The following is a 23,847-nucleotide window of genomic DNA, read 5'->3' on the forward strand; positions in this document are numbered from 1 at the left end:
CTACCAATTTGCTAAGGACCGGCTGCCGTGTCTAACGAACACTATCTGAAAAACCCTCTGATCCACAGCGACCGACAGCTCGGGCGACGCAGCAGTGCCTGGGTGAGTCAGTTCGATTGTTCGCACATCCGGCCGCTCATTATCTGCCGAGGGCCCATTCGTAAAGAAGCGATCGACGTTTTTCGCGAGATGGGTATCCGCCATATCGGTATCCTCCTGTCGGAAAAAGATTCCATCGTTTACCAGAACGCGCTGGCGCCGGAACTGCGGGTTATGCCGGATCCGGAACGCATCCATCGCGTGCCCGATTACACCGGTGCCAACAAAGAGGAGCGTGATCAGCGTATCCAGCAGATTATCGGGATTGCCCGGGATAATGGCTACAACGCCATCTTTGCCGGCTACGGCTTTATGGCCGAGGACGAGACCATGGTCGCGGCCATGGAGGCTGCAGGACTGAACTTTATCGGTCCCTGCTCGCGCACAGTGCACGATGCGGGTCTGAAGGATGAAGCGAAGCGCACCGCGTTAAAAACAGGTGTATCCGTGACCCCGGGTATTGATAACGCCACGGCGCTCACACTGCTCAAACGCTATCCCGATCACGCCGCACTGAGCGCCCTTATTCAGAAGGAAGGGCTCCCTCTGGACCCGGAAACGCTGGATAGCGAGCTTGAAGCGGCCGCCGACCAGGTGCTGGCAGCGAGTTACAGCAAGGGCGTGGATCTCTACAGCGTGGATGAGTTGAGCGAGACCGTTACGGAAGCTGTGTTGCGCATGAGCGAGGATTACCCCAGCAATCGCGTGCGCCTCAAGGCCATCAGCGGCGGTGGAGGCAAAGGCCAGCGAATCCTGGGTATTGGCGAGGCGGACCGCGCCGGTGAAATGGTGCGCGAGATTCTTAATGAGGTAAAAACCACCGGGGTCGGCGATAACAAGAACGTGCTGGTGGAGCTGAACATCGAAACCACACGCCACCAGGAAATCCAGGTCATTGGCAACGGGCAGTGGAGCATGAGTCTCGGCGGCAGGGATTGCTCCCTGCAGATGCATGAGCAAAAACTCCTTGAGGTGTCTGTGACGCTGGAGTCCTTGCGTTTGGCCCTGGAAGAGGCGCAGGCACAGGGCAAGACGACAGAAGCGGCGGTGCTGGAGCAGGATATCCACACCCTGTCGCAAATGGAGGATGAGGCCGCTCGCTTTGGTGAGGCGGTGGGTCTGGACTCAGTGTCGACCTTCGAATGTATTGTGGATCGCGATAAGCACTTCTTCATGGAGATGAATACGCGTATCCAGGTAGAGCATCGTGTCACCGAGCTCTGCTACGCTCTGCGTTTTGCCAACCCTGAGAACTCCGAGGATCACTTCATCGTCGAGTCTCTGGTGGAGGCGATGGTGCTGCTGGCAGCGCACGGTCCCAAACTTCCCAAACCCCATCGCGTGCCTCGCCATAACGACAGCGTAGAGGCTCGCCTCAACGCCACAAATCAGGCGCTACAGCCCAGTGCCGGCGGCATCATCGAGTACTGGTCCGATGCCATTGATGGCGAAATTCGCGACGACCAGGGCATCAGTCTGCACAACCCGGACACCGATGTGTTCATGAAATACACCCTGGCTGGAGCCTACGATTCTAACATAGCGCTTTTACTCACCGTAGGTGATACGCGACTTGAGTGCTATCAGAGCATGGCCGAAACCATCCGCCAGACGCAAATGCGCGGTAAGGATTTGGCGACGAATCTCGAGTTTCACTACGGGCTTGTGAACTGGTTCCTGGGGCAGAACATCAATGCGCGGCCCACTACACGCTTTATTGTTCCCTATCTCACTGCAGTGGGCGAATTGAAGCGCGAGGCGCAAAATATCGATCTGGAGCACGCCTGGCGACAGCTGAGTGCGCGGGAGATTGAAGGCACAGAGAGCGCCAGCGATGCGTCCCTGGCGACGACCCTGGATTTGAAACACACGCTTTTGCTGCGGCCCCTGCAAATTCTGCTGGAGCAACCGCACCTCCTCAGTGGGTGGTTGAGCATCCATCGCGACAGTTACACCATGATCAACGGGCATGTGAGTTGGAATGAGAACCCCATCGAGTTGCTGGTCGATATCTATCATTACCTGAATATGGATCTGCTGCCCGGCGCTCCTGCTGCGGGCATGATCTGGGAACATGACCACGATATTCTGAGTGACGCTCAGGCGTTTTATGCAAAGCTGGATGCCCTGTTGCCGGCGGAGGATTGGCTTGCCATGCAAACCATGCTGTCAGAGGCTCACGCGCCCGAGGGCGTAGCCTTGTCCGATGAAGAGTGGGCAGCGGTGCAATCTGCGCATCGCGGTTATCAGTCCGGCTGTTCCATTCTCAGTGTGCTTCCGGCGATCGCCGAGACTACCGCGTATTTTTCCCTGTCAGTAAACGACGACCTCACCATCAATATCCCTGAGCGCTTGAACGATGCGGAGCTCCAGACGGTCATGGCCAAGGTCCTTGTGCCGCCGCCGGTAGCCAAATCCGACGAGATTATCGCGGCCAGCGGTGGGATGTTCTACGGCAGAGAGACGCCCGATTCGCCGCTCTACGTCGAAAAAGGCGATCACTTCGATGCGGGTGACCCTCTGTATATCGTCGAAGTGATGAAGATGTTTAATAAGGTTTATGCGCCTTTTGCCGGCACCGTTGATGAGGTGCTGGTAGAAGGGGATGGCATGATTATCAGCAAAGGGCAGCCGGTATTTCGCATCACCCCTGATGAAAAAATCGTGGTGGAGTCCCCCGAGGAGATTGCGGAGCGACGACGCTCGGCCACTTCTCGCTACCTTGAGATAATCTAGTGCCCAAGCAGATGCGCCACCTCAGGAGTCCCAAGCTATGATTACCGCCCTTGACCATATCGCGGTCGCTGTGCCCGACCTCGAAAAAGCCATCAAACGTTTTTGTGAAGACTTTGGTCTTCCCCTGGATGGCACTGAAGACGTCACGGCCGCCAAGACCTCTACGGCGTTTATTCCCCTACCTCCCACTAACATAGAGCTGGTGCATCCCCTTAACGGTGAGGGTCCCATCGCCAAGTACCTGGAGAAACGTGGAGGGGGCCTCCATCATTTATGTTTTCGTTCCGACGACATCTACGCTGACGTGGCGCGTCTGAAAGCCAAGGGTTATGACTTTATTTCCGATGCACCTTCGCCCGGAGCCCATAACTCGCTGACCATTTTTATTCACCCCAAAAGCTGTGACGGGATTCTTGTGGAACTTAATCAGCCTGCCGACGAACACTGAGAATTAGCTATGAGCGACAGTAACAAGGCCACTGCGGAACAGCTCGCTGCCTGGGATGCCCTGGCAACAAGGCAGATGAAGGGGAAAACTCCCGGTGACTTGATATGGGATACCCCCGAGGGCATCCCGGTGAAGCCGTTGTACACCGCTGCGGATACCGAGAATCTCGAGCATGCGGATACGCTGCCGGGCATGGCGCCTTACCTGCGGGGCCCCCAGGCGACGATGTACGCCGGGCGCCCCTGGACGATCCGTCAGTACGCTGGTTTCAGTACCGCCGAAGAGTCCAATGCCTTTTATCGTAAAGCGCTCGCCGCTGGAGGGCAGGGCATATCGGTTGCTTTTGATCTGGCCACCCACCGCGGTTACGACTCCGATCATGAGCGGGTGACCGGTGATGTGGGTAAGGCGGGGGTTGCCATTGATTCCATCGAAGATATGAAGATTCTGTTCGATGGCATTCCCCTGGATAAAGTCTCGGTCTCCATGACCATGAACGGTGCGGTGCTGCCCGTGCTGGCGGGCTATATCGTCGCCGCCGAAGAGCAGGGGGTTTCTCAGGACCAGCTGGCGGGCACCATTCAGAACGACATTCTGAAAGAATTCATGGTGCGAAACACCTATATCTACCCGCCCGCACCCAGCATGCGGATTATCGGCGACATTATTTCCTACTGCTCCCGAAACATGCCGCGTTTCAACACCATTTCCATATCCGGATACCACATCCAGGAAGCAGGGGCGAACGCGGCCCTGGAGCTGGCTTACACCCTGGCCGATGGCAAGGAGTACATCCGCACGGCTATTGCTGCGGGACTGGGCATCGACGAGTTTGCACCCCGGCTGTCATTTTTCTGGGGCGTGAGCATGAATTTCTACATGGAGATCGCCAAAATGCGGGCGGCGCGGCTCCTGTGGAGTGAGATTGTTGCGGAATTTTCGCCGGAGAATCCTAAAAGCTCGATGTTGCGCACCCACAGCCAAACCTCCGGTTGGTCTCTTACCGCGCAGGACCCCTACAACAACGTGGTGCGTACAACCATCGAGGCCATGGCAGCGGTCTTCGGGGGCACCCAGTCACTCCATACAAACGCCCTGGATGAGGCTATCGCACTGCCTTCGGAGTTTGCGGCGCGCATTGCCCGTAACACGCAGCTGATTCTTCAGGAAGAGACGGGTATTACCAAGGTCGTTGATCCCTGGGGTGGCTCCTACATGATGGAGTCTCTGACCCGGGAAATTGCCGAGAAAGCGCGGGAGCTCATTGCCGAGGTGGAAGAAGCCGGCGGCATGGCCAAAGCCATTGAGACGGGCATGCCCAAACTGCGCATCGAAGAGGCGGCGGCGCGCAAACAGGCGCGCATCGACCGGGGCGATGATGTCATTGTCGGTGTTAACAAGTATGCCCCTTCCCAGGAAGACCCCATTGATATCCTCGATATCGATAACGCAGCGGTACGTGAGTCACAGATTGCTCGACTGAAAAAAATCCGCGAGTCCCGGGATCAGGGTGCGGTAAATGAGGCCCTCGAAAAAATTACTGCCTGTGCTGCCGGAGGGGAGGGCAACCTGCTCGCTTTGGCTATTGATGCCGTGCGTCTCCGTGCTACCGTTGGAGAAATATCTGATGCCATGGAGGCGGAGTTCGGACGATTTACCGCCCATGCGCAAACGGTGTCCGGTGTCTATGGCGCGGCATTTCAGGAAGATGAGAACTGGAACATGATCAGTGCCGATATCGATAACTTTGTAGAGCGCCATGGGCGGCGTCCTCGCATGCTGGTTTGCAAAATGGGCCAGGACGGCCATGACCGCGGCGCAAAAGTCGTCGCCACGGCCTTTGCGGACGTGGGCTTTGATGTGGATCTTTCACCGATGTTTTCGACCCCCGCGGAAGTTGCGCGGCAGGCGGTAGAAAATGACGTGCACGTGGTCGGCGCTTCCAGCCTGGCCGCGGGGCATAAGACTCTGGTGCCTGAGCTCATTTCAGAGCTCGCCAAGCTCGATGCCAGCGATATCGTCGTCATCGCCGGAGGGGTGATTCCCGAACAGGATTATCCGGCCCTGCGCGAAGCCGGCGTACAGTGCATTTTTGGTCCCGGGACCGCCATACCTGTCGCCGCCAGAGAAGTGCTTGAGGCGGTAAACGCAGCCGCGGATTAAGCGTGCTCCCGCCCGATCCTCAAAGCATCCTCGATGGCAACCGGCGAGCGCTTGCCAAGGCGATAACGCTGACCGAGAGTTCCCTTGGGGTCCATCGTGAGAAGGCCCAGGCGCTTCTTGAAACCCTGCTGCCCCGCACGGGCAATAGTATCCGCATCGGTATCAGCGGTGTGCCCGGTGTGGGGAAATCCACCTTTATAGAGTCCTTCGGTCAGCTGCTGCTTCGCGCGGGCAAGCGCGTGGCGGTGTTAGCGGTGGATCCCAGCTCGCCCGTCGCCGGTGGCTCGATCATGGGCGACAAGACGCGCATGGAGCAGCTGTCCCGGGAAGAAAACGTTTTTATTCGTCCTACTCCTTCCGGGGGAACGCTGGGTGGTGTTGCGCAAAAAACCCGCGAGACCATGCTGCTCTGTGAAGCGGCGGGCTATGACGTCATCATCGTCGAGACAGTGGGGGTAGGGCAGTCGGAGTTTCAGGTTGCCGGGATGGTCGACTTTTTTATGCTGCTCATGCTTCCCGGGGGTGGCGATGAGCTCCAGGGAATTAAGAAGGGCATTGTCGAGCTCGCCGATGCCCTGGTGATCAATAAATCGGACGGGGAGGGCGCGGGTATCGCAGCGGCAACCCAGACGCAGTACCAGTCCGCCTTCAGTCTTCTGCGTAGCGAAAGCCATTGGACGCCTGTGGTGATGCGTTGTTCGGCGCTCGCCAAAACGGGTCTTGACGAAGTCTGGGACACTATCCAGTCCTATGTGACCTCGACCCGGGAGTCCGGGTTTTTTACACGCCAGCGATCGACGCAAAACCGTCAGTGGATGCAGCAGTTGGTGCAATCACTGTTGATGCAGCGTCTCAAGGAGAGCGCAGGCGTGGCGGCAGAGCTTCCCAGGCTGGAAGCGGATGTTGAAGCACAAACCATGACGCCCTACGCCGCTGCCCGGCGGGTTATTGAACTCATGGATAAGGGATAAAGGATAAGCGTGGCTTATCGTCCCCTCGAAAAGCTTATCAATCTCCATGACGGCTACCGAAAAGTCGTGCATGTCAGTGGACGGCAGGCGCTGCTGTTTCAGGAGGCAGGCATCCTGAGGCTCGTGGATCGCCACTGTCCCCACCAGGGGCAGTTCCTGGATGCTGCACTTATGGATAAGGGCATGCTCATCTGCCCGAAGCATCAAGTGCAGTTCTCCCTGCGGGACGGGACACCGTCGCCGGGAATCTGCCCTTCCCTGAAGATCCATGACTTAGTCTACGAGGGTAATAGCGTCGGCATCGACGAGTAGCCTGTACTGGCCGTGGCCGGAAAAGCTGCCCAAGTTTCTGGTATTAGTGCTAGAGAGAAAGCGCTCGAAACTCCGGATCAATCTGCCCCAGGCGCCACAGCTCATCAAAGCGATTGATGGCGGCTTCACTTCTGGGTCGGTCCTCTGGCCGGTAAAAACCGGCATCAACTCCTTTCCCGGGTAGCTCCAATACGCTGTCCCGATCACGTATAACCAACGTGTCATCATTCCATTGAGGGTGTTCCGCAAGACGGCGAATCTCTATCCTGCTGGGCAGGCGTCGGCTCAGCGCCAGTAAACGATGCCCCCGTTGAACAATGGCGCGAGCGTCCTGTACCAGCACCTGGACGTGACTGAGATTGCCGCCGCGCAGAAACAGGCGTATCGCCGATACCAGGTCTTCCTGATCAAACACCCTGTTGTCCAGTTTTGGACTGAGAATACGCAGCTCCCGTCGCGCCAGGCGTGCCTGGGCGACCACCAGCTCTGAGAAGGGATGGGGAGAGCATAGACGCGGGATGGGTTCGTTCCAGTCGCGATAATCCAGAGTCATGTGCATATCGCGATGAGCGATACCCGCTTCCTCAAAGGTCTCCCCCCGGATTACAAAACCGGCACGCTCATAGAAGCTCACTGCGTTAGCCTGGGCATGGAGGTACAAGGCCGTCTGCCCTTGCTGGCGAGCGATACCCAGCAGACACTGCAACAGCATCGCGCCAACGCCATGACCCCGGTGCTGCGCAATAATAGCGAGGCGTCCGATGCGACCATCAGGGAGTAATCGCCCGCAGCCGATGGCCGTTCCGTCCAACTCGGCGATAGCGTGGGCTGCGTGCGCATCCTGTCCATCCCACTCAATCTCCCGGGGTACACCCTGTTCCATAACAAACACGGCACTACGCAGGCGTTCCAGCTCCTCTGCATCTGCCGGCCAGTTCGCTTCCCGGATCAGAGGCGTGTCAGCGTTATTCATAGTACAGAACCGCTCCCTCATGGTAGAGCCAGCGTAGCAATCCCGCGGCTGCATCGTGAGCGTCCCGGGCCACAGCGATGTCGACATCCTGGTGACTACACAGGGATTCCAGGAGCGGCTGTAGTGCCAGGGGCGCATCGTGAACGCTACCGTGAGTGAACACCAGCAGCTCATCAGCCAACCCGTGCCAGGCAAGGCGGCTACCCGGTGTTCGGGTGATCCACCCTCGGGCGATGGCAAAATCCGGGACGGGATCCAGGGGCTCCGGCCGCACGGTTCCCGTTTCTGTGACTACCTCTCCAAACCAGCGCGCATCTTTTTTATCCAGGGCTTGTATGAGCTGTACCCGGGCACGTTCCAGGTCCTTGTTGGTGATTTCACCGCTACGCTGCGCCGGCTCCCGCCCGGCATCGTGAAACAGCGCTTCATCCTCGATGCTGTTCAGGGTGTTGTCTGCCCAGCGGGCGAGAAGGTCGCTGTGCCGAGGCGCCCGGAAGCCGATAGAGAAGCTGGTCGACTCACCCACACTGGTGCCGTAATGCGCTACGCCGGGTGGGACGTACAGTACATCGCCGGCACTCATAAGGTACTCGTGGCGGGGTGTAAAGTCGGCAAGGAGTCGTAGATCGGTATTATCCATCAGTGGACTACTGCTGTTGCACCGAGGCCCAACCTGCCAGCACCGCTGGCCTTCACCCTGAATGATGAACACATCATAGTTATCGTAATGGGGGCCGGCACTGCCGCCATCTGTGGCGTAGCTCATCATGATGTCATCGAGGCGCCAGGACGGTAAAAACGACACGGCATTGAGAAGGTCGGCGGCCTCGTCCCAATGCTGATCAACACTTTGTACCAGCAGCGTCCAGCTACCGCTGCGCTGGTAGCTCTCTACAGTGAAGGGGCCACGTTCCTGATGCCAGTGGTCACCGTCGGCGCTGACGATACGGCCGTCGATGTCAGCGTCCATGGCCAGTCCCGCCAGTTCATTGCCATCGGCGGGGACCTCAAAACCCGCAAAGCCTCCGGGAATAAAAAGATGCTCGCGCTGCCAGTATTCTGCGAGGAAGCGCTCTACATCCAGTTGCAGGCGATAGCGTGGCACGCGCTTAGATGTTTCTCGCTTGTTCGGCAGCGTTGCCCACGTAGCTGGCGGGTGTCAGCTCACGCAGAGCTTCCTTTGCTGCCTCGGGGATATCCAGCGTATCGATAAAGTCGCGAATGCGCTGGGCGGTCACCCGCTGCCCCCGGGTGAGGGCCTTGAGTTTTTCGTAGGGCTCTTCGATGCCGTAGCGCCGCATCACCGTCTGTATGGGTTCGGCCAGCACTTCCCAGCTGGCATCGAGATCATCGTCCATACGCGCGGGATTGCTCTCGAGCTTACCAATCCCCTTGGCCAGAGACTCGATGGCGATTTGTGTGTAGGCAAAGCCTACGCCCATGTTTCGCAGTACCGTAGAGTCGCTGAGATCGCGCTGCCAGCGGCTCACGGGCAGTTTGTCGCTCAGGTGGGTGAATACCGCGTTGGCCAGTCCCAGGTTGCCCTCAGCATTTTCGAAGTCGATGGGATTGACCTTGTGAGGCATGGTGGAAGAGCCGATCTCTCCGGCGATGGTTTTCTGCTTGAAGTAACCGAGAGAAATGTAGCCCCAGATATCCCGGGCAAAATCCAGCAGTACGGTGTTCGCACCGCCAATGGCATCAAAAAGTTCCGCCATGTAGTCGTGGGGCTCAATCTGTGTCGTGTAGGGATTCTGCGCCAGCCCCAGGCCCTCGATGAATGTTTCACTGAAAGCTTGCCAATCAATATCCGGATAGCTTGCCAGGTGGGCATTGTAGTTACCCACGGCGCCGTTCATTTTTCCCAGAAGCGGTACGTCAGAAATACGTGACAGCTGTCGCCTCAGGCGTGCTACGCTGTTGGCAACTTCCTTTCCCATGGTTGTCGGGCTGGCCGTTTGTCCATGGGTACGTGACAACATGGGTTGATCTGCGAGGTCGTGGGCAATAGCAGCCAGTGTTGTCACGAGGCTCTCAAAACCGGGGATCAGCACTTGCTTCAGTCCATCGCGGAGCATCAGGGCGTGAGCGAGGTTGTTGATGTCCTCCGACGTGCAGGCAAAGTGGACAAACTCGCTGATACGCTGCAGCTCTCCATCGCTCTCGAAGCGCTCCTTGATGAAGTATTCAACAGCTTTTACATCGTGATTGGTCGTGGCCTCAATGGCTTTGACTTGTGCCGCATCATCGACAGAAAACTCCTCGGCAATTGCTGTCAGCTTGCTCACTGCCTGAGGGGAGAGGGGCGCGACCTCTGTAATCCGAGGCTCGCGGGACAGGGCTAGCAGCCAGTGGACCTCTACAAGTACGCGGCGGCGGATGAGGCCATATTCACTGAAAACCTCCGCAAGGGGACGGGTTTTACCCGAGTAACGTCCATCCAGGGGCGTAACGGCTGTGAGGGGGCTGAGAGCAAGACCGTCTTTGGGCATGATTTTTCCTTTCTATTCTTGAACGAGGCCGAGGCCGCGAGATAGTTCCTGGGCGTTTCTGAGCATCGTTTTTCTTTGCATGGCGAGCTTCCAGCGACGTCCCCCCAGTTGCCGCCAGAGGTATGCCGAGCGTATTCCGGCCAACAGGAGGCTGCGAACAATATCGGCGTTTTTCTGGTTCTCAAGATGCTGGGCACTCCCCATCACCTTGATGCGCTGGGGCAGCTTACTGAAGGTATCCTGGTACACCCCTGAAACGCTGTGGCAGATATCCCCCACATTGCCAGCGAAGTGCTCAGCGCGGAAACTGGCGTGCTCCAGCCGGGAGCGCACGACCTCTCGCAGCTGCTCATCGGATGCAAAGCGGCGCTCAAGGTGCAGGATGTTGAAGAAATAGCGTACGGCGTCACGCTGCTCCTGATCGCGCTGGTTGGCCAGGAGAGCACAGAGATTCTGGAGTCCGAGTCTGACCCCGGGCAGTCCTTTGTAGATGTCCTCAGCATGCTCAAGATCAAATACAAACAGGCTGTTCACAGAACTCTCGAGAAACTCGAGGGGATAGCTGCCGGTTTTTGATATTTGATCCACGATGCGCGCAGCCTGCGCGACACCCGCCAGGGCGATGGTTTGCTCTCGTAAAACGCTCATGCGGCGAGCGCCTGAGCGGCTGTGGTTGTGGTGATGACGCCGCCGCCCAGGCAGATCTTGTCATCGTAGAGCACCACCGATTGCCCCGGTGTGATGGCGCGCTGGGGTTCGGCAAATGCAATGCGGTAACGACCTTTGTTCTCGACGTCGTCCTCAAACACTGTGCACACCTGATCGGCCTGGCGATAACGTACCTTGGCTGCGCAACGGAGCGGGAATGGGGGGGGCTGTCCTGCAATCCAAAAAAGCTCGTCCGTCCACAGCTCCTGAGAAAACAGGGCCGTGTGATTGTTGCCCTGGACCACCAGCAAAACGTTATTGGCCAGGTCCTTGCCCGCCACATACCACGGTGCTTCGCTATGCTTTGCAAGACCGCCAATGCCCAAACCCTGACGCTGTCCAATGGTGTGATACATCAGACCGCTGTGTTCACCGATGCTGTCGCCGTCCAGGGTCTTGATGACGCCGGGCTGCGCGGGAAGATACTGCTGCAAAAAATCCTTGAAACGTCGCTCCCCGATAAAGCAGATACCGGTTGAGTCTTTTTTATCGTGGGTACGTAAGCCGGCCTGCTCAGCGCGAGCTCTAACCTCAGGCTTCTCTATGTCGCCGAGGGGAAACAGTGTTTTGGACAACTCAGCGTGGCCCACCGCATGGAGAAAATAGCTCTGGTCCTTGTTGTCATCGAGGCCTTTGAGCAGCGCGGGACGCCCGCTACTCACGCTACGGCGCGCATAATGCCCCGTGGCAATACTGTCCGCACCCAGTTCCAGCGCATAATCCAGGAAGGCGCGGAATTTGATTTCGCGGTTACACAGAATGTCGGGATTGGGGGTCCGCCCGGCACGATACTCATCCAGAAAATGCTCAAAGACGTTGTCCCAGTATTCCGCGGCAAAATTCGCCGCGTGGAGGGTGATTCCCAGCTTGTCTGCGACGGCCTGGGCATCCGCGTAATCGACCTTGGCAGTGCAATATTCGGTGCCATCGTCCTCGTCCCAGTTTTTCATAAACAGACCTTCAACGTCGTAGCCCTGTTCCAGGAGCATCAGTGCGGCCACGGACGAATCGACGCCACCGGACATACCGACAATGACTTTCTCTGTTTTCCTAGTGCTTGCTGTCATAGTGTGCCGTGGAAGTTGTCCGTAAAAATGTGCCCTCAAAAAAGGCGCTGCATTCTAACAGACGGTGGTGGCTCTGACCGCTATTTTAACGGGAGCGCGGGCGGCTCCTGTTTTTTTGAATGAGCCTTTTTTTGGGGGCGGCTGCGGGTAGATTAACCCGGGTTGTGCGATAGCTTCCCGGCGCGAGGTCATCGAGCGTCCAATCGCCAATGTGGGTCCGGATCAGCCTCAGCACGGGGAAGCCCACGTTAGCGCACATCCGGCGCAGCTGACGATTACGACCCTCGCGGATCGCAACCTCGACCCAACTGGTCCTTTGGTTCCTGCGCTCCCTGATGGGTGGATTCCGGGGCCAGAATCCGGGTCTGCTAATGATCGAGGCGCGGGCGGGGAGGGTCGCTCCGTCTTTAAGCACAACGCCATCGCGAAGGGCCTGTAGAGCCGTGTCACTAATCTCTCCCTCAAGTTGCACGGCGTAGCGTTTCCAAAGTTTGAATCGGGGGTCCGCGATGCGTTGCTGCAGGCGTCCGTCCTTGCATAGCAGGAGCAGGCCTTCGGAGTCATAGTCAAGACGGCCGGCGGGGTAGAACCCGCTCTTGCTGATGAAGTCCGCAAGGGTGTTCCTGCCCTCGGAATCGGTAAACTGGCTCAGCACCCGATAGGGCTTGTTAAAAAGAATAAGCTCTGCCATCAGTGAAAATTCAGTGAAAAGGCCGTCATGCTGCTCTCCGTTCTGGTAACATTATCGGCGTTTTTTGCGGGCTAATCCCGGTCGAAAAACGCAAGCGAACGTTGAAATCAACGCTCAAACAAACGTTGAAGGTTTAGGATAGCGGGGTTCTCTTCAAAAGAGGGTGCAGACCGCGTTTTCATACCAGTAAACAGCAAATAACCAAGCCTGGAGTGATTTTATGGGTTATCAGCATATCAAGGTGCCAGAAAGCGGCACACGTATCACCGTTAACGACGACAACAGCCTCAATGTGCCTGACAATCCCATTATCCCGTACATCGAGGGCGATGGTATCGGCGTCGATATCAGCCCGGTGATGATTGATGTGGTTGATGCGGCGGTGGCCAAAGCCTATGACGGCACGAAGAAGATTTCCTGGATGGAGATTTATACCGGAGAGAAAGCTGCGGAACTCTATGAAGGCGACTGGTTCCCGGAAGAGACCCTTGAGGCGATTAAAGAATACTCTGTGGGTATCAAGGGACCATTGACCACCCCGGTGGGCGGCGGTTTCCGCTCATTGAACGTGGCCCTTCGTCAGGAGCTCGATCTGTACACCTGTCTCCGCCCCGTACGCTGGTTCGAAGGCGTGCCATCGCCGGTGAAGGCCCCGGGCGATTGCAACATGGTGATTTTTCGGGAGAACTCTGAAGATATCTATGCAGGCATTGAGTACGAAGCGGGCAGCGACGAGGCTAAGAAGGTCGTCGATTTCATCATTAAGGAGATGGGCGCTACGAAGATCCGCTTTCCCACCAACGTAGGTATCGGCATCAAGCCGGTATCGGAGGAAGGAACCAAGCGTCTGGTGCGAAAAGCCATTCAGTACGCCATCGATCAGGATCTCCCCTCGGTTACCCTGGTACACAAGGGCAACATTATGAAGTTCACGGAAGGGGCCTTCCGTGACTGGGGTTACGAGCTGGCCCAGGAAGAATTTGGCGGCGAGCTCCTCGATGGCGGTCCCTGGGTATCGGTGAAAAACCCGAACACCGGTAAAGAGATCATCATCAAGGATGTCATTGCCGATGCAATGCTGCAGCAGATTCTGACGCGACCCAAGGATTATTCCGTCGTTGCCACGCTGAACCTCAACGGTGATTACCTGTCCGACGCACTGGCTGCGCAGGTGGGTGGTATCGGCATCGCGCCCGGCGCCAACCTCTCGGACAAGATCGCCTTGTTTGAGGCGACGCACGGCACGGCACCCAAGTATGCCGGTCAGGATAAGGTGAATCCCGGTTCGTTAATCTTGTCTGCTGAGATGATGCTCCGCCACATGGGCTGGAACGAAGCTGCCGACCTGATCATTGACGGCATGAACGGGGCCATTCAGAACGGCACGGTGACCTACGACTTTGAGCGTCTGATGGAAGGAGCAACCCTGGTCAGCTGCTCCGGATTTGGCGAAAAGATCGTCGCCTCCATGTAGGGCAGCGCGCAAGTGATACAACCCGCCCGGTGAGCCGGCGCGGGTTTTTTTGTGTCCCAGATATCTGGTCCTCAAGGCGGGCTTGCGATTCTTAGCGGTCACGGAGGCTTGACCGCGTTCCTTTCCCGCCCGCTATGGGGCGTTTAGAGTAGCGGGTGCGAGAAATTCAAAGGCATTGGCCTCGAGGTCTCGCGCTCGCTTTCAAAAGCTTTATAATCGGGTCAATGCAAAACCAAACTTGTCTATTCAAAGGCCGTTCTGCACCGCGAAGCACCTCGCGAGTGTGGGAGCGAATGCTGCCACCAGCCGAGGGTTCCGCAGGGGCTCAAATTCTCTGCAGTCCGACGTCTTGGCGCATGTCTGTGGATAAAGATTCGGACGACCTCAGCGATGATGGAGGGCTGGCTCTTCAGGAAGCGAAGCCCAAGGTCAAACGCCCCCCTTTATACAAGGTAGTACTCCTTAACGACGACTACACGCCCATGGAGTTCGTTGTTGAGATTCTGGAAGTGTTTTTCAAAATGAACCGCGAACAGGCCACGCAGATCATGCTCACCGTGCATACGCACGGCAAAGGAGTCTGCGGAATCTATACCAAGGATATTGCGGAGACCAAATCAGCACAGGTCAATCAGTATGCCCGAGATCATCAGCATCCACTGCTGTGTGAAATCGAAGCATCCGAGGACTAGCGCATCGAAGGAGATAGTGCATGCTAAGTAAAGAATTAGAGCAGACGCTGAACGACGCATTTCGCTCGGCACGCTCACGCCGACATGAATTCATGACGGTAGAGCATTTGCTTCTCGCATTACTGGATAACAACGACGCTATCCGTGTGCTCAAAGCATGTGGCGCTGAACTCAGCGCGCTCCGGGGTGATCTGGTCGAGTTTATTGACTCCACCACACCGCTGATTCCCGAAGAAGAGCAGGAGCGGGAAACCCAGCCAACCCTGGGGTTCCAGAGAGTGCTTCAGCGCGCTGTATTCCACGTGCAGAGCTCCGGTCGCAGTGAAGTATCCGGCGCTAACGTGCTGGTGGCTATTTTTTCCGAACAGGAATCCCAGGCGGTTTACTTCCTGAAGACGCAAAGTGTCTCCCGACTGGATGTCGTCAATTACATTACTCACGGGATTTCCAAGGTCGACGAGGGCGGTGAGAGCGACGGAGGTGAACCGGAAGCTGAGCGCAGCGAAGGGGCCGCGGAAGAGGGCGAAAGCAATCCTCTCGACAGCTTTGCGACCAATCTCAATGAGGAGGCCCGAGAGGGGCGCATCGATCCGCTGATCGGACGCTCGTCAGAAGTGGAGCGCGTGATTCAGGTACTGGCGCGCCGGCGTAAGAACAACCCGCTGCTGGTGGGGGAGTCCGGGGTCGGCAAGACGGCCATCGCCGAGGGGCTGGCCAAGCTTATCGAGGACGATGACGTGCCGGAGATGCTCAAGGGAGCGGAGGTCTATTCGCTGGATCTGGGCTCCCTGCTCGCCGGTACAAAGTATCGCGGCGATTTCGAGAAGCGGTTCAAGGGCCTCCTGGCAGAGCTAAAACGTCGCGAGGGTGCGGTGCTGTTCATTGATGAAATCCACACCATTATCGGTGCAGGCGCTGCCAGCGGCGGTGTGATGGATGCCAGTAATCTGCTCAAGCCCTTGCTGACCTCTGGCAAGCTTCGCTGCATTGGATCCACGACTTTCCAGGAATATCGGGGTATTTTTGATAAGGACAAGGCACTGAGTCGTCGATTCCAGAAGATCGACGTTATGGAGCCCAGTACTGACGATGCCTATAAGATTCTCAAGGGGCTCAAGTCGCGCTTTGAGGAGCATCACGGCCTGCGTTACACGGACCAGGCACTGCGCGTAGCGACGGACCTGTCCGCCCGCTACATCACCGATCGCTTCCTGCCCGACAAGGCGATTGATGTGATTGATGAAGCGGGCGCCTTCCAGCAGCTGCAGGCGCCCTCCAAGCGCAAGAAAGTGGTTGGCAAGCACGATGTGGAAGCCGTAGTGGCAAAGATTGCGCGAATTCCGCCAAAGTCCGTCAATCGCAACGACAAGGATGTGCTCCTGAAGCTGGAGAGCAATCTGAAGATGGTGGTCTTTGGTCAGGACGATGCCGTGACCAGCCTTTCCACCTCCATCAAGATGGCGCGCGCGGGACTTCGGGGCGGTGACAAGCCCATCGGCTCTTTCCTCCTCGCTGGCCCCACTGGCGTTGGTAAAACCGAGGTTACTCGCCAGTTGGCCAAGATCCTGGGTCTTGAGTTGATTCGCTTTGATATGTCCGAGTACATGGAGCGCCATACCGTGTCCCGTCTCATCGGCGCTCCTCCGGGATACGTGGGGTTTGACCAGGGCGGCCTGCTCACCGATGCGGCCACCAAGCATCCTCACGCGGTGGTATTGCTGGACGAGATCGAAAAGGCTCACCCGGAGGTGTTCAACCTGTTATTGCAGGTAATGGATCACGGCACCCTTACTGACAACAATGGGCGCAAGGCAGATTTCCGCAACATCATTCTGGTCATGACCACTAACGCGGGCGCTGAGACCATCAGTCGCCGCTCTATTGGTTTCACAGCCCAGGATCACAGTACCGATGGCATGGAAGCCATCAGCCGCATGTTTACACCGGAGTTTCGCAACCGTCTGGACAGCATCGTGCAGTTCCAGCCTCTGGGTGAGGACGTCATTCTTACCGTGGTGGACAAGTTCCTGGCGGAGCTTCAGGGGCAACTGGATGAGAAGCGCATCACTCTGGACGTGGATGAAGATGCGCGGCTATGGCTGGTAGAGAAAGGCTACGATCAGCATATGGGTGCCCGCCCCATGGATCGCGTGATTCAGGATCACATCAAGAAGCCCCTGGCAGAAATGGTGTTGTTCGGGGCACTTTCAAATTCCGGCGGTACTGCGCTGGTGCGTTTGAATGCCGACGGAGACGGGCTGGAAGTAACTGTGCCCGAGGCTGAAGACTCTGCCAAAGACGAAATGACGGTCAGTTAAATAGCGTATCTGCCGCCTTATCGCCGGGTTGAATCCGGCGATGAGGCCGCTGGTTTATCAGCGCTCGCGGTAAGTGATGCGGCCTTTGGTGAGATCATAGGGCGTGAGCTCTACGCGCACTTTGTCCCCGGTGAGAATACGAATGTAGTTCTTGCGCATTTTTCCGGAGATATGCGCGGTTACCACGTGGTCGTTTTCGAGTTTTACCCGGAAGGTGGTGTTTGGCAGGGTGTCTACCACTTCGCCTTCCATCTCAATTTGGTCTTCTTTAGCCATTCATCTGTTACTACTGTAAAAAATCAGCGCGCATTCTGCCCGAAAAGCCCCCTGAGAGCCACCGCAAAAGTGTGTAAAAACTGGCACTTGGCAACTGAGCGGGTTATGCCAGAAGGCAGTTATCGCTGAGCGAGACTGACTCTTGCTCAAAAGCTCTCAATCAATCCTTCGGTAGAGCGCTGCCATTGGTTATTGATGAGGACTTCAAGCGGCTGGTAGTCCGATTTATAGGACATTTTCTCACAGTTGCGGATCCAGTATCCCAGGTATACGTAGGGCAGCCCCAGGGCTTTGCTCCTTTCAATCTGCCAGAGCACTGCAAAGCGGCCCAGACTCCGCGCATTCTCATCGGGGTCGAAAAAGGTGTAAATCGCCGACAGCCCGTCCAGCATCATATCGACAACCGCAACCGCTACCAGGCGATCTCCATCGCGAAATTCGCAATATTCGGTGCAGTCCCAGGGGTTATTGAGAAAGGACTCAAACTGATCCCGATCCGGGGGATACATATCGCCATCAGCGTGACGTGCACGGATGTAACGGTCGTACAGTGCATAGCTTTCATCACTGGAAGTTGATGTGCGGATGGTGACGTCCAGGTCGGCGTTTCGCTTCAGACAGCGGCGCTGACTGCGGTTGGCCTTAAAATCATTTACGTGCACCCGGGCAGGTATGCAGGCGTTGCAGTGACTGCAATGAGGGCGATAAATATGGTTGCCACTGCGACGAAAACCGAGCATCGAGAGGTTGCTATAGAGGGTTTGATCCACGGCCTGGCGAGGGTCAATAAACAGGGTGGTCGCTTCTTCTTCCTCAAGATAACTACAGCGGTGGGGGTAGGTGGTATACACCTTGAGGTCGCGCAATGACGACGTCATGTTAGCGCCCTTGCTGCGGCTTGCGGTTGACGCTTCACATCAGCGCTCCGGTGCTTTCGGGTAAGGCCCAGTTGTCGGTAGCTGGCAACATATTCACAGTGTGCTGAAGTCGATTCTCAAAGTCTACTCGGGACACGTTCTTTGCCCCGAGACTGTTCAGGTGTTCGCTTTCAATCTGACAGTCGATAAAGATAGCGCCGCGCTGTCGCAGGAGCCATACCAGCGCGACCAGGGCTATCTTGGAGGCATCGGTCTCCCTCGAAAACATGCTCTCACCAAAGAATGCGCCCCCTATGGCAACGCCATACAAGCCGCCTACGAGGGCTCCCTTACGCCACACCTCTATGGAGTGGGCGTGACCTTCCTCGCCGAGCCTGTGGTAAGCCTGCACCATGTCTTCATCGATCCAGGTTCCCCGCTGGCCGTCGCGGGGAGCGGCACAGGCGTGCATGACCTCGGCAAAAGCGTTATCGATGCTGAGCGTTAATTCATCTCTACGGAGAGTTTTGCGAAGGGATCTGGAGACGTGCAGGTCTTCGAGAAGCAAAATAGAGCGGGGATCAGGCGTCCACCAGAGAACCGGCTGCGGTGCTTCGTACCAGGGAAAGATTCCCCGGCCATAGGCTTTGAGCAAAGTTTCACTATCAAGACACCCCCCAGCAGCCAGGAGACCGCTGGGGTAGGCGAGGGCTTCACTGCTCGGTGGAAAATCCTCGCCCGGCTCCAGGTAATGGAGGAGAGGCACTGATCACTCAGGCCTGCTGGCTAGCCATCTCATCGAGGTACTTTTCTGCATCCAATGCGGCCATGCATCCAAAGCCGGCGGATGTTACTGCCTGTCGATAGATGTGGTCACCCACATCACCGGCAGCAAATACGCCTGGTACGCTGGTGGCCGTGGCGTTGCCCTCAGTACCGCTGTGGACCTTGATGTAACCGCCATTCATATCCAGCTGCCCGGCGAAAATATCGGTGTTGGGTTTATGCCCGATAGCGATAAACACCCCCTCGAGTTCAATATCTTCGGTGGCGCTGCCGTCCGTGGGTGCAATGCGCATACCCGTCACGCCGCTGTCATCGCCCAGAACCTCGGCGAGGGTATGGTTCCAGCGGAACTCGACTTTGCCCTCGGCTTCCCGGGCAAACAGACGATCCTGAAGTACTTTTTCTGCGCGAAGGCTGTCGCGACGATGCACCAGAATCACTTTTTCGGCCAGATTCGAGAGATAGAGCGCTTCTTCCACCGCGGTGTTTCCCCCACCGACAACGGCCACGCGTTTGTTACGGTAAAAAAAGCCATCGCAGGTGGCGCAGGCGCTCACGCCCTTGCCGAGAAATTGCTCTTCGCTGGGCAGACCCAGGTATTGGGCGGACGCGCCTGTGGAAATGATCAGCGCATCGCAGCTGTACTCTCCTGAACCTTTCAGCCGGATAGGACGCGAACTGAGATCGACCGAATCGATATGATCAAAGATCACGGACGTGCCAAAACGCTCCACGTGTTCGAGCATGTCCTGCATAAGGCCGGGGCCCTGGAGATCGTGAGCCCCGCCGGGCCAGTTCTCAACCTCGGTAGTGGTCGTGAGCTGCCCCCCTTGCTGCATACCGGTAATCACCACGGGATCGAGGTTGGCGCGTGCCGCATAGACCGCTGCGGTATAACCCGCGGGCCCGGAACCCAGTATGATCAGCTTATGATGTTGAACGTCGGACATGATGTAGAGGTCTCAAGTAAAAAGGCGCTCATGGTAATGGAACGCCGCGCATCGAGCAAAGATCAAATTTATATCAGGAAATTACTTTAAGCTATTGAATAAAATAGAAAACATCGTGAAACTAACCCCTTATCACAGAGGTTATTGAGATGCCCCGGCAACAGACAGAGGCTCAGGATGCTGCCTCCCCCCGGCTTCGGGAGGGATTGCTTATCGCTGTGGCTGCGATCTGCGCGTATTTGTTGGTAAGTCTCGTGAGCTACTCCCAGGCGGACCCCGGTTGGTCAGGTACCGGCTCCGGCGGCACGGTAAAAAATCTGGGGGGGCCCACCGGGGCCTGGCTGGCGGACGTGTGCTTCTCGCTAGTGGGCTATCTGGCTTACCTGTTCCCCCTCATGCTCGCCTATCGTGCTGCCTTGCTGTTTGCTGAGCGCCAGCGGCCCCAGGCTTTTTCCGGGGCTGTGCTCAGTGTGCGGGCCTTGGGGCTTGTGCTTGTAATGGCCTCCGGTACGGCTCTGGCTGCACTCAATGTGGGCGGCGTTGTGTCGTTGCCCCAGGGCGCCGGGGGCATCATCGGTCTGGCCTTGGGCTCAGCCATGGATACCGCCTTCAGTGGTTTTGGCGCCCGGTTAATCCTGCTGGCGGTCTTCCTGTTCGGGATGACGATTTTCACCGACTTGAGCTGGCTGGGGCTCATGGATCGCCTGGGGGGGCTCGCACTCAACGGCGTGGGTCTAGCAAAGACCCGGTTCCTGACTTTCCGAGACAACATCACGGAGCGCCGGGCCCGCGAAAAGCAGCTGGAAGCACGGCGGCAGGTGATCGATCAGCATGTTGAAAAAGAGAAAAAGCGTACGCCACCGAAGATCAAACCGCTGAAACCGCCGCCGGAGAAGTCTGAAAGGGTCGAGCGGGAAAAGCAGGTGCCGTTGTTTGATGCGCCGGTCACGGGAGAGGTACCTCCTCTGGAAATACTCGATCCCGCGCAACGGGATGCCAGTGAAGGCTATTCGCCGGAGGCACTGGAAAAGCTTTCTAAACTTCTCGAACTCAAGCTGGCGGACTTTGGCATTACCGCAGAGGTGACTGCGGTGTATCCCGGGCCGGTGATTACGCGCTTTGAGATCCAGCCTGCCGCTGGTGTCAAAGTCTCGCGAATATCCAACCTTGCGAAGGACCTGGCGCGATCCCTTGCCGTAATTTCTGTGCGCGTGGTGGAGGTTATCCCCGGGAAAAGCGTCGTCGGTATCGAGATCCCCAACGAGCATCGCGAGATAGTGAATTTCCGCGAGGTGCTGTCCTCACGCACCTTCGATCAGTCCAAGTCGGCTCTGACCCTCGCCCTCGGTCATGATATCTCCGGTCAGCCGGTGGTCGCGGATCTTGCCCGCATGCCCCATTTGCTGGTAGCGGGTACCACGGGCTCTGGTAAGTCCGTGGGCGTCAACGCGATGCTCATCAGTCTCTTGTATAAATCCACGCCTGCCGACGTAAGATTGATTCTTGTCGATCCCAAAATGCTGGAGTTGTCGGTCTACGACGGCATTCCCCATTTGCTCACGCCGGTGATTACGGACATGAAAGATGCGGCCAACGGCCTTCGCTGGTGTGTGGCGGAAATGGAGCGTCGCTACAAACTCATGGCCTCCCTGGGCGTGAGAAACCTCGCGGGATACAACCGCAAGATTCAGGATGCGGTGAAAGCGGGCACGCCTCTGGAAGACCCTCTGTGGGTGCCCGACCAGCTGTCCATGACGCCGGTAGAGGAGCAGAGCGCGCCTGAGCTCGAGACACTCCCTGCCATTGTGGTGGTGATCGACGAGTTTGCCGACATGATGATGATCGTCGGCAAAAAAGTAGAGCAGCTTATTGCCCGAATTGCGCAAAAGGCGCGGGCCGCCGGCATACATCTGGTGCTTGCTACTCAGCGGCCCTCCGTGGATGTTATTACTGGCCTCATCAAAGCGAACATTCCCACGCGCATCGCTTTTCAGGTGAGCTCCAAGGTGGATTCCCGGACGATTCTGGATCAGGGCGGTGCCGAGCAGCTCCTGGGGCACGGCGACATGCTTTACATGCCGCCAGGCAGTAGTCTTTCCACCCGGGTCCATGGTGCTTTTGTGTCCGATGATGAGGTCCATCGGGTCGTTGCGGACTGGAAGCGCCGCGGTGAGCCCGCCTATATTGAGGGCTTGCTGGACGAGGGCAGTAGTACGGCTGTCACCCCCGGAGAACTTCAGTCCGAGGCCTCCGAGGGCGACGACGAGAGTGATACCCTTTACGACGAGGCGGTGCACTTTGTCACCAAGAGCCGCCGGGCGTCGATCTCAAGTGTCCAGCGAAAGCTGCGCATTGGCTACAACCGCGCTGCGCGCCTTATCGAGGCCATGGAAGCCGCCGGCGTTGTCACCGAGATGGGTACTAACGGACAGCGGGAGGTCATCGCACCGCCCCCGCTGGAGGATTAACGACGTGTTCAAAACACTATTCACCGCGCTAACGTCAGTGTTGTTGCTCCATGGCGCCCAGGGATTCGCACAAAGCGCCGGCGACGACGTGTGGGCGCTGCTGGCTTCCCAGTCCCAGGCCAGCGGCAGCTTTGTTCAGGAGCTCTCTGATGAGGACGGGGAGCTTCTGGAGCGCACCCGGGGTCGCTATGCCGTGCTGCGTCCGGGTTTTTTTCGGTGGGAGATACAGTCGCCGGATGAGCAACTCATCGTCGTGTCGGGAACCGACCTCTGGCATTACGACCGTGACCTCGCCGCCGCAACGCGACGGGATACCTCCCAGACCAATGAGTTTACGCCGCTGGAGCTCTTAGCCGGTGACAGTGGCGAGCTGCGAGAGAAGTTCAGTACGGAACCCCTCGGCCCGGCGAAGGCTCGCCTCATGCCGACGTTTCCCCAGGCGGGCTTTGCCTCCGTGGACATCACCTGGGTAGGTGAGGAGGTTGTGGCCATGGTGGTTGTGGATCGCAGCGGACAGACTATCGATCTCGCCCTGACGCCCGATGCGGCGCCGGCATTGCTGAGCCCTGCGGATTTTGAGTTCACGCCCCCCCCGGGGGTGGATGTCTACGAACCCTCAGACTACTGAGTCGCCATCATGAGCGACGACCTGTTTGGCGATCTCGAGGCGGCCCAGCCCCTGGCAGCGGCGCTTCGTCCGTCTGCACCCGTGGAGGTAGTGGGGCAAAGCCATCTTCTCGCCGACGGTAAGCCACTGTCGCGGTGCCTCAAGGGGGAGCCCCTGCACTCCATGATCCTGTGGGGGCCGCCGGGTGTGGGTAAAACCACCCTGGCACAGCTCCTTTGTGATGCGAGCGGCAGTCGCATGCTGAAACTCTCAGCCGTGATGGATGGGGTCAAGGCCATCCGCGAGGCCGTCTCTGTGGGTGAGGCGGAGCGTGCAAGCGGTCGGCAATGCGTGTTGTTCGTGGACGAGGTGCACCGCTTCAACAAGTCCCAGCAGGACGCTTTTCTGCCCTTTGTAGAAAACGGCACGCTGACGCTGATTGGGGCCACCACGGAGAATCCCGCTTTTGAGTTAAATTCCGCACTGCTGTCCCGGGCGCGGGTCTATCGGCTGCATTCGCTCACCGTGGAAGAGCTGACGATGATTCTTCAGCGGGGGGAGACGCAGGTGTCTCTCACGCTCAGCGAGGCTCAGCGCGAAAGCATCGCGCTGGCAGCGGACGGGGACGCCCGTCGCGCGCTGAATCTTCTGGAACTCGCGGTGAGCCTCAGTAGTGAAGATGGGCATCTGGACGAAGCCGGTTTTGAGGAAGTACTGCGGGGCTCCCCCCGGCGTTTTGACAAAAATGGGGACAATTTC

General features: G+C 57.6%; 21 protein-coding genes. 11 read left to right on the plus strand and 10 right to left on the minus strand.

Annotation, left to right across the window (positions count from 1 at the left end; translation table 11 throughout):
• Nucleotides 1–27 precede the first annotated feature (27 nt).
• Genes ACTG3T_RS06570 through ACTG3T_RS06590 form a run of 5 tightly spaced genes read left to right on the plus strand, consistent with a single transcriptional unit; the run spans nt 28 to nt 6,729 of the window.
• A complete protein-coding gene (locus ACTG3T_RS06570; protein WP_439101467.1) occupies nt 28–2,835 on the plus strand; it encodes a biotin/lipoyl-containing protein in 2,808 nt (935 codons plus the stop codon).
• Nucleotides 2,836–2,872: 37 nt separating this feature from the next.
• Nucleotides 2,873–3,283: a methylmalonyl-CoA epimerase gene (gene mce, locus ACTG3T_RS06575; protein WP_439101468.1), complete on the plus strand. Its 411-nt coding sequence runs from the start codon at nt 2,873–2,875 to the stop codon at nt 3,281–3,283.
• Nucleotides 3,284–3,292: 9 nt separating this feature from the next.
• Nucleotides 3,293–5,446, plus strand: coding sequence for a methylmalonyl-CoA mutase (gene scpA, locus ACTG3T_RS06580; protein ID WP_439101469.1), 2,154 nt, complete (start codon nt 3,293–3,295; stop codon nt 5,444–5,446).
• Nucleotides 5,447–5,448: 2 nt separating this feature from the next.
• Nucleotides 5,449–6,417, plus strand: a complete 969-nt coding sequence (gene meaB / locus ACTG3T_RS06585; protein ID WP_439101470.1) for a methylmalonyl Co-A mutase-associated GTPase MeaB — start codon at nt 5,449–5,451, stop codon at nt 6,415–6,417.
• A gap of 9 nt (nt 6,418–6,426) precedes the next feature.
• Nucleotides 6,427–6,729: a Rieske (2Fe-2S) protein gene (locus tag ACTG3T_RS06590; RefSeq protein WP_439101471.1), complete on the plus strand. Its 303-nt coding sequence runs from the start codon at nt 6,427–6,429 to the stop codon at nt 6,727–6,729.
• A 49-nt stretch (nt 6,730–6,778) separates the two neighbouring features.
• Here the strand turns inward: ACTG3T_RS06590 and ACTG3T_RS06595 are convergent, their stop codons facing one another.
• The 6 genes from ACTG3T_RS06595 to ACTG3T_RS06620 all read right to left on the minus strand — a co-directional run bounded on the left by ACTG3T_RS06595 (nt 6,779) and on the right by ACTG3T_RS06620 (nt 12,660).
• The gene (locus ACTG3T_RS06595; RefSeq protein ID WP_439101472.1) at nt 6,779–7,702 is read right to left on the minus strand and encodes a GNAT family N-acetyltransferase; all 924 of its coding nucleotides are present in this window, start codon (nt 7,700–7,702) and stop codon (nt 6,779–6,781) included.
• Entirely contained in the window at nt 7,695–8,807 is a 1,113-nt protein-coding gene (locus ACTG3T_RS06600; protein WP_439101473.1) for a JmjC domain-containing protein, read from the minus strand. Before ACTG3T_RS06600 ends, ACTG3T_RS06595 begins: the two co-directional genes overlap by 8 nt.
• A 4-nt stretch (nt 8,808–8,811) precedes the next feature.
• Nucleotides 8,812–10,194 (minus strand): adenylosuccinate lyase, encoded by a 1,383-nt coding sequence (purB, locus tag ACTG3T_RS06605; protein WP_439101474.1) that lies wholly within the window; start codon nt 10,192–10,194, stop codon nt 8,812–8,814.
• Nucleotides 10,195–10,206: 12 nt separating this feature from the next.
• Nucleotides 10,207–10,842, minus strand: a complete 636-nt coding sequence (hflD, locus tag ACTG3T_RS06610) for a high frequency lysogenization protein HflD (protein ID WP_439101475.1) — start codon at nt 10,840–10,842, stop codon at nt 10,207–10,209.
• A complete protein-coding gene (gene mnmA / locus ACTG3T_RS06615; protein WP_439101476.1) occupies nt 10,839–11,969 on the minus strand; it encodes a tRNA 2-thiouridine(34) synthase MnmA in 1,131 nt (376 codons plus the stop codon). Before mnmA ends, hflD begins: the two co-directional genes overlap by 4 nt.
• Before the next feature lie 85 nt (nt 11,970–12,054).
• Nucleotides 12,055–12,660, minus strand: a complete 606-nt coding sequence (locus ACTG3T_RS06620; protein WP_439101477.1) for a pseudouridine synthase — start codon at nt 12,658–12,660, stop codon at nt 12,055–12,057.
• A gap of 220 nt (nt 12,661–12,880) precedes the next feature.
• On the opposite strand from ACTG3T_RS06620, the gene icd reads away from it, so the two are divergent.
• From icd to clpA, 3 genes are all read left to right on the plus strand, one after another.
• Entirely contained in the window at nt 12,881–14,134 is a 1,254-nt protein-coding gene (gene icd, locus ACTG3T_RS06625; protein ID WP_439101478.1) for an NADP-dependent isocitrate dehydrogenase, read from the plus strand.
• 356 nt (nt 14,135–14,490) lie between these two features.
• Complete coding sequence (gene clpS, locus ACTG3T_RS06630) at nt 14,491–14,826, plus strand: ATP-dependent Clp protease adapter ClpS (RefSeq protein ID WP_439101479.1); 336 nt, start codon at nt 14,491–14,493, stop codon at nt 14,824–14,826.
• Nucleotides 14,827–14,846: 20 nt separating this feature from the next.
• Nucleotides 14,847–17,144 (plus strand): ATP-dependent Clp protease ATP-binding subunit ClpA, encoded by a 2,298-nt coding sequence (clpA, locus tag ACTG3T_RS06635; RefSeq protein ID WP_439101480.1) that lies wholly within the window; start codon nt 14,847–14,849, stop codon nt 17,142–17,144.
• Nucleotides 17,145–17,201: 57 nt separating this feature from the next.
• Here the strand turns inward: clpA and infA are convergent, their stop codons facing one another.
• From infA to trxB, 4 genes are all read right to left on the minus strand, one after another.
• The gene (gene infA, locus ACTG3T_RS06640; RefSeq protein ID WP_008295635.1) at nt 17,202–17,420 is read right to left on the minus strand and encodes a translation initiation factor IF-1; all 219 of its coding nucleotides are present in this window, start codon (nt 17,418–17,420) and stop codon (nt 17,202–17,204) included.
• A gap of 146 nt (nt 17,421–17,566) precedes the next feature.
• Nucleotides 17,567–18,298, minus strand: a complete 732-nt coding sequence (locus ACTG3T_RS06645; protein WP_439101481.1) for an arginyltransferase — start codon at nt 18,296–18,298, stop codon at nt 17,567–17,569.
• Nucleotides 18,299–18,332: 34 nt separating this feature from the next.
• On the minus strand, nt 18,333–19,043 hold the full coding sequence (aat, locus tag ACTG3T_RS06650; RefSeq protein ID WP_439101482.1) for a leucyl/phenylalanyl-tRNA--protein transferase: 711 nt from the start codon (nt 19,041–19,043) through the stop codon (nt 18,333–18,335).
• A 7-nt stretch (nt 19,044–19,050) separates the two neighbouring features.
• A complete protein-coding gene (gene trxB / locus ACTG3T_RS06655) occupies nt 19,051–20,013 on the minus strand; it encodes a thioredoxin-disulfide reductase (protein ID WP_439101483.1) in 963 nt (320 codons plus the stop codon).
• Nucleotides 20,014–20,162: 149 nt separating this feature from the next.
• Here trxB and ACTG3T_RS06660 point away from each other — a divergent pair, with 149 nt between their 5' ends.
• From ACTG3T_RS06660 to ACTG3T_RS06670, 3 genes are all read left to right on the plus strand, one after another.
• Entirely contained in the window at nt 20,163–22,481 is a 2,319-nt protein-coding gene (locus ACTG3T_RS06660) for a DNA translocase FtsK (RefSeq protein ID WP_439101484.1), read from the plus strand.
• 4 nt (nt 22,482–22,485) lie between these two features.
• On the plus strand, nt 22,486–23,109 hold the full coding sequence (gene lolA / locus ACTG3T_RS06665; RefSeq protein ID WP_439101485.1) for an outer membrane lipoprotein chaperone LolA: 624 nt from the start codon (nt 22,486–22,488) through the stop codon (nt 23,107–23,109).
• 9 nt (nt 23,110–23,118) lie between these two features.
• A partial coding sequence (locus ACTG3T_RS06670; RefSeq protein WP_439101486.1) for an AAA family ATPase occupies nt 23,119–23,847 on the plus strand: 729 nt, incomplete at its 3' end.

The sequence above is a fragment of the Congregibacter sp. genome (assembly GCF_965660375.1).
Lineage (GTDB): Bacteria > Pseudomonadota > Gammaproteobacteria > Pseudomonadales > Halieaceae > Congregibacter.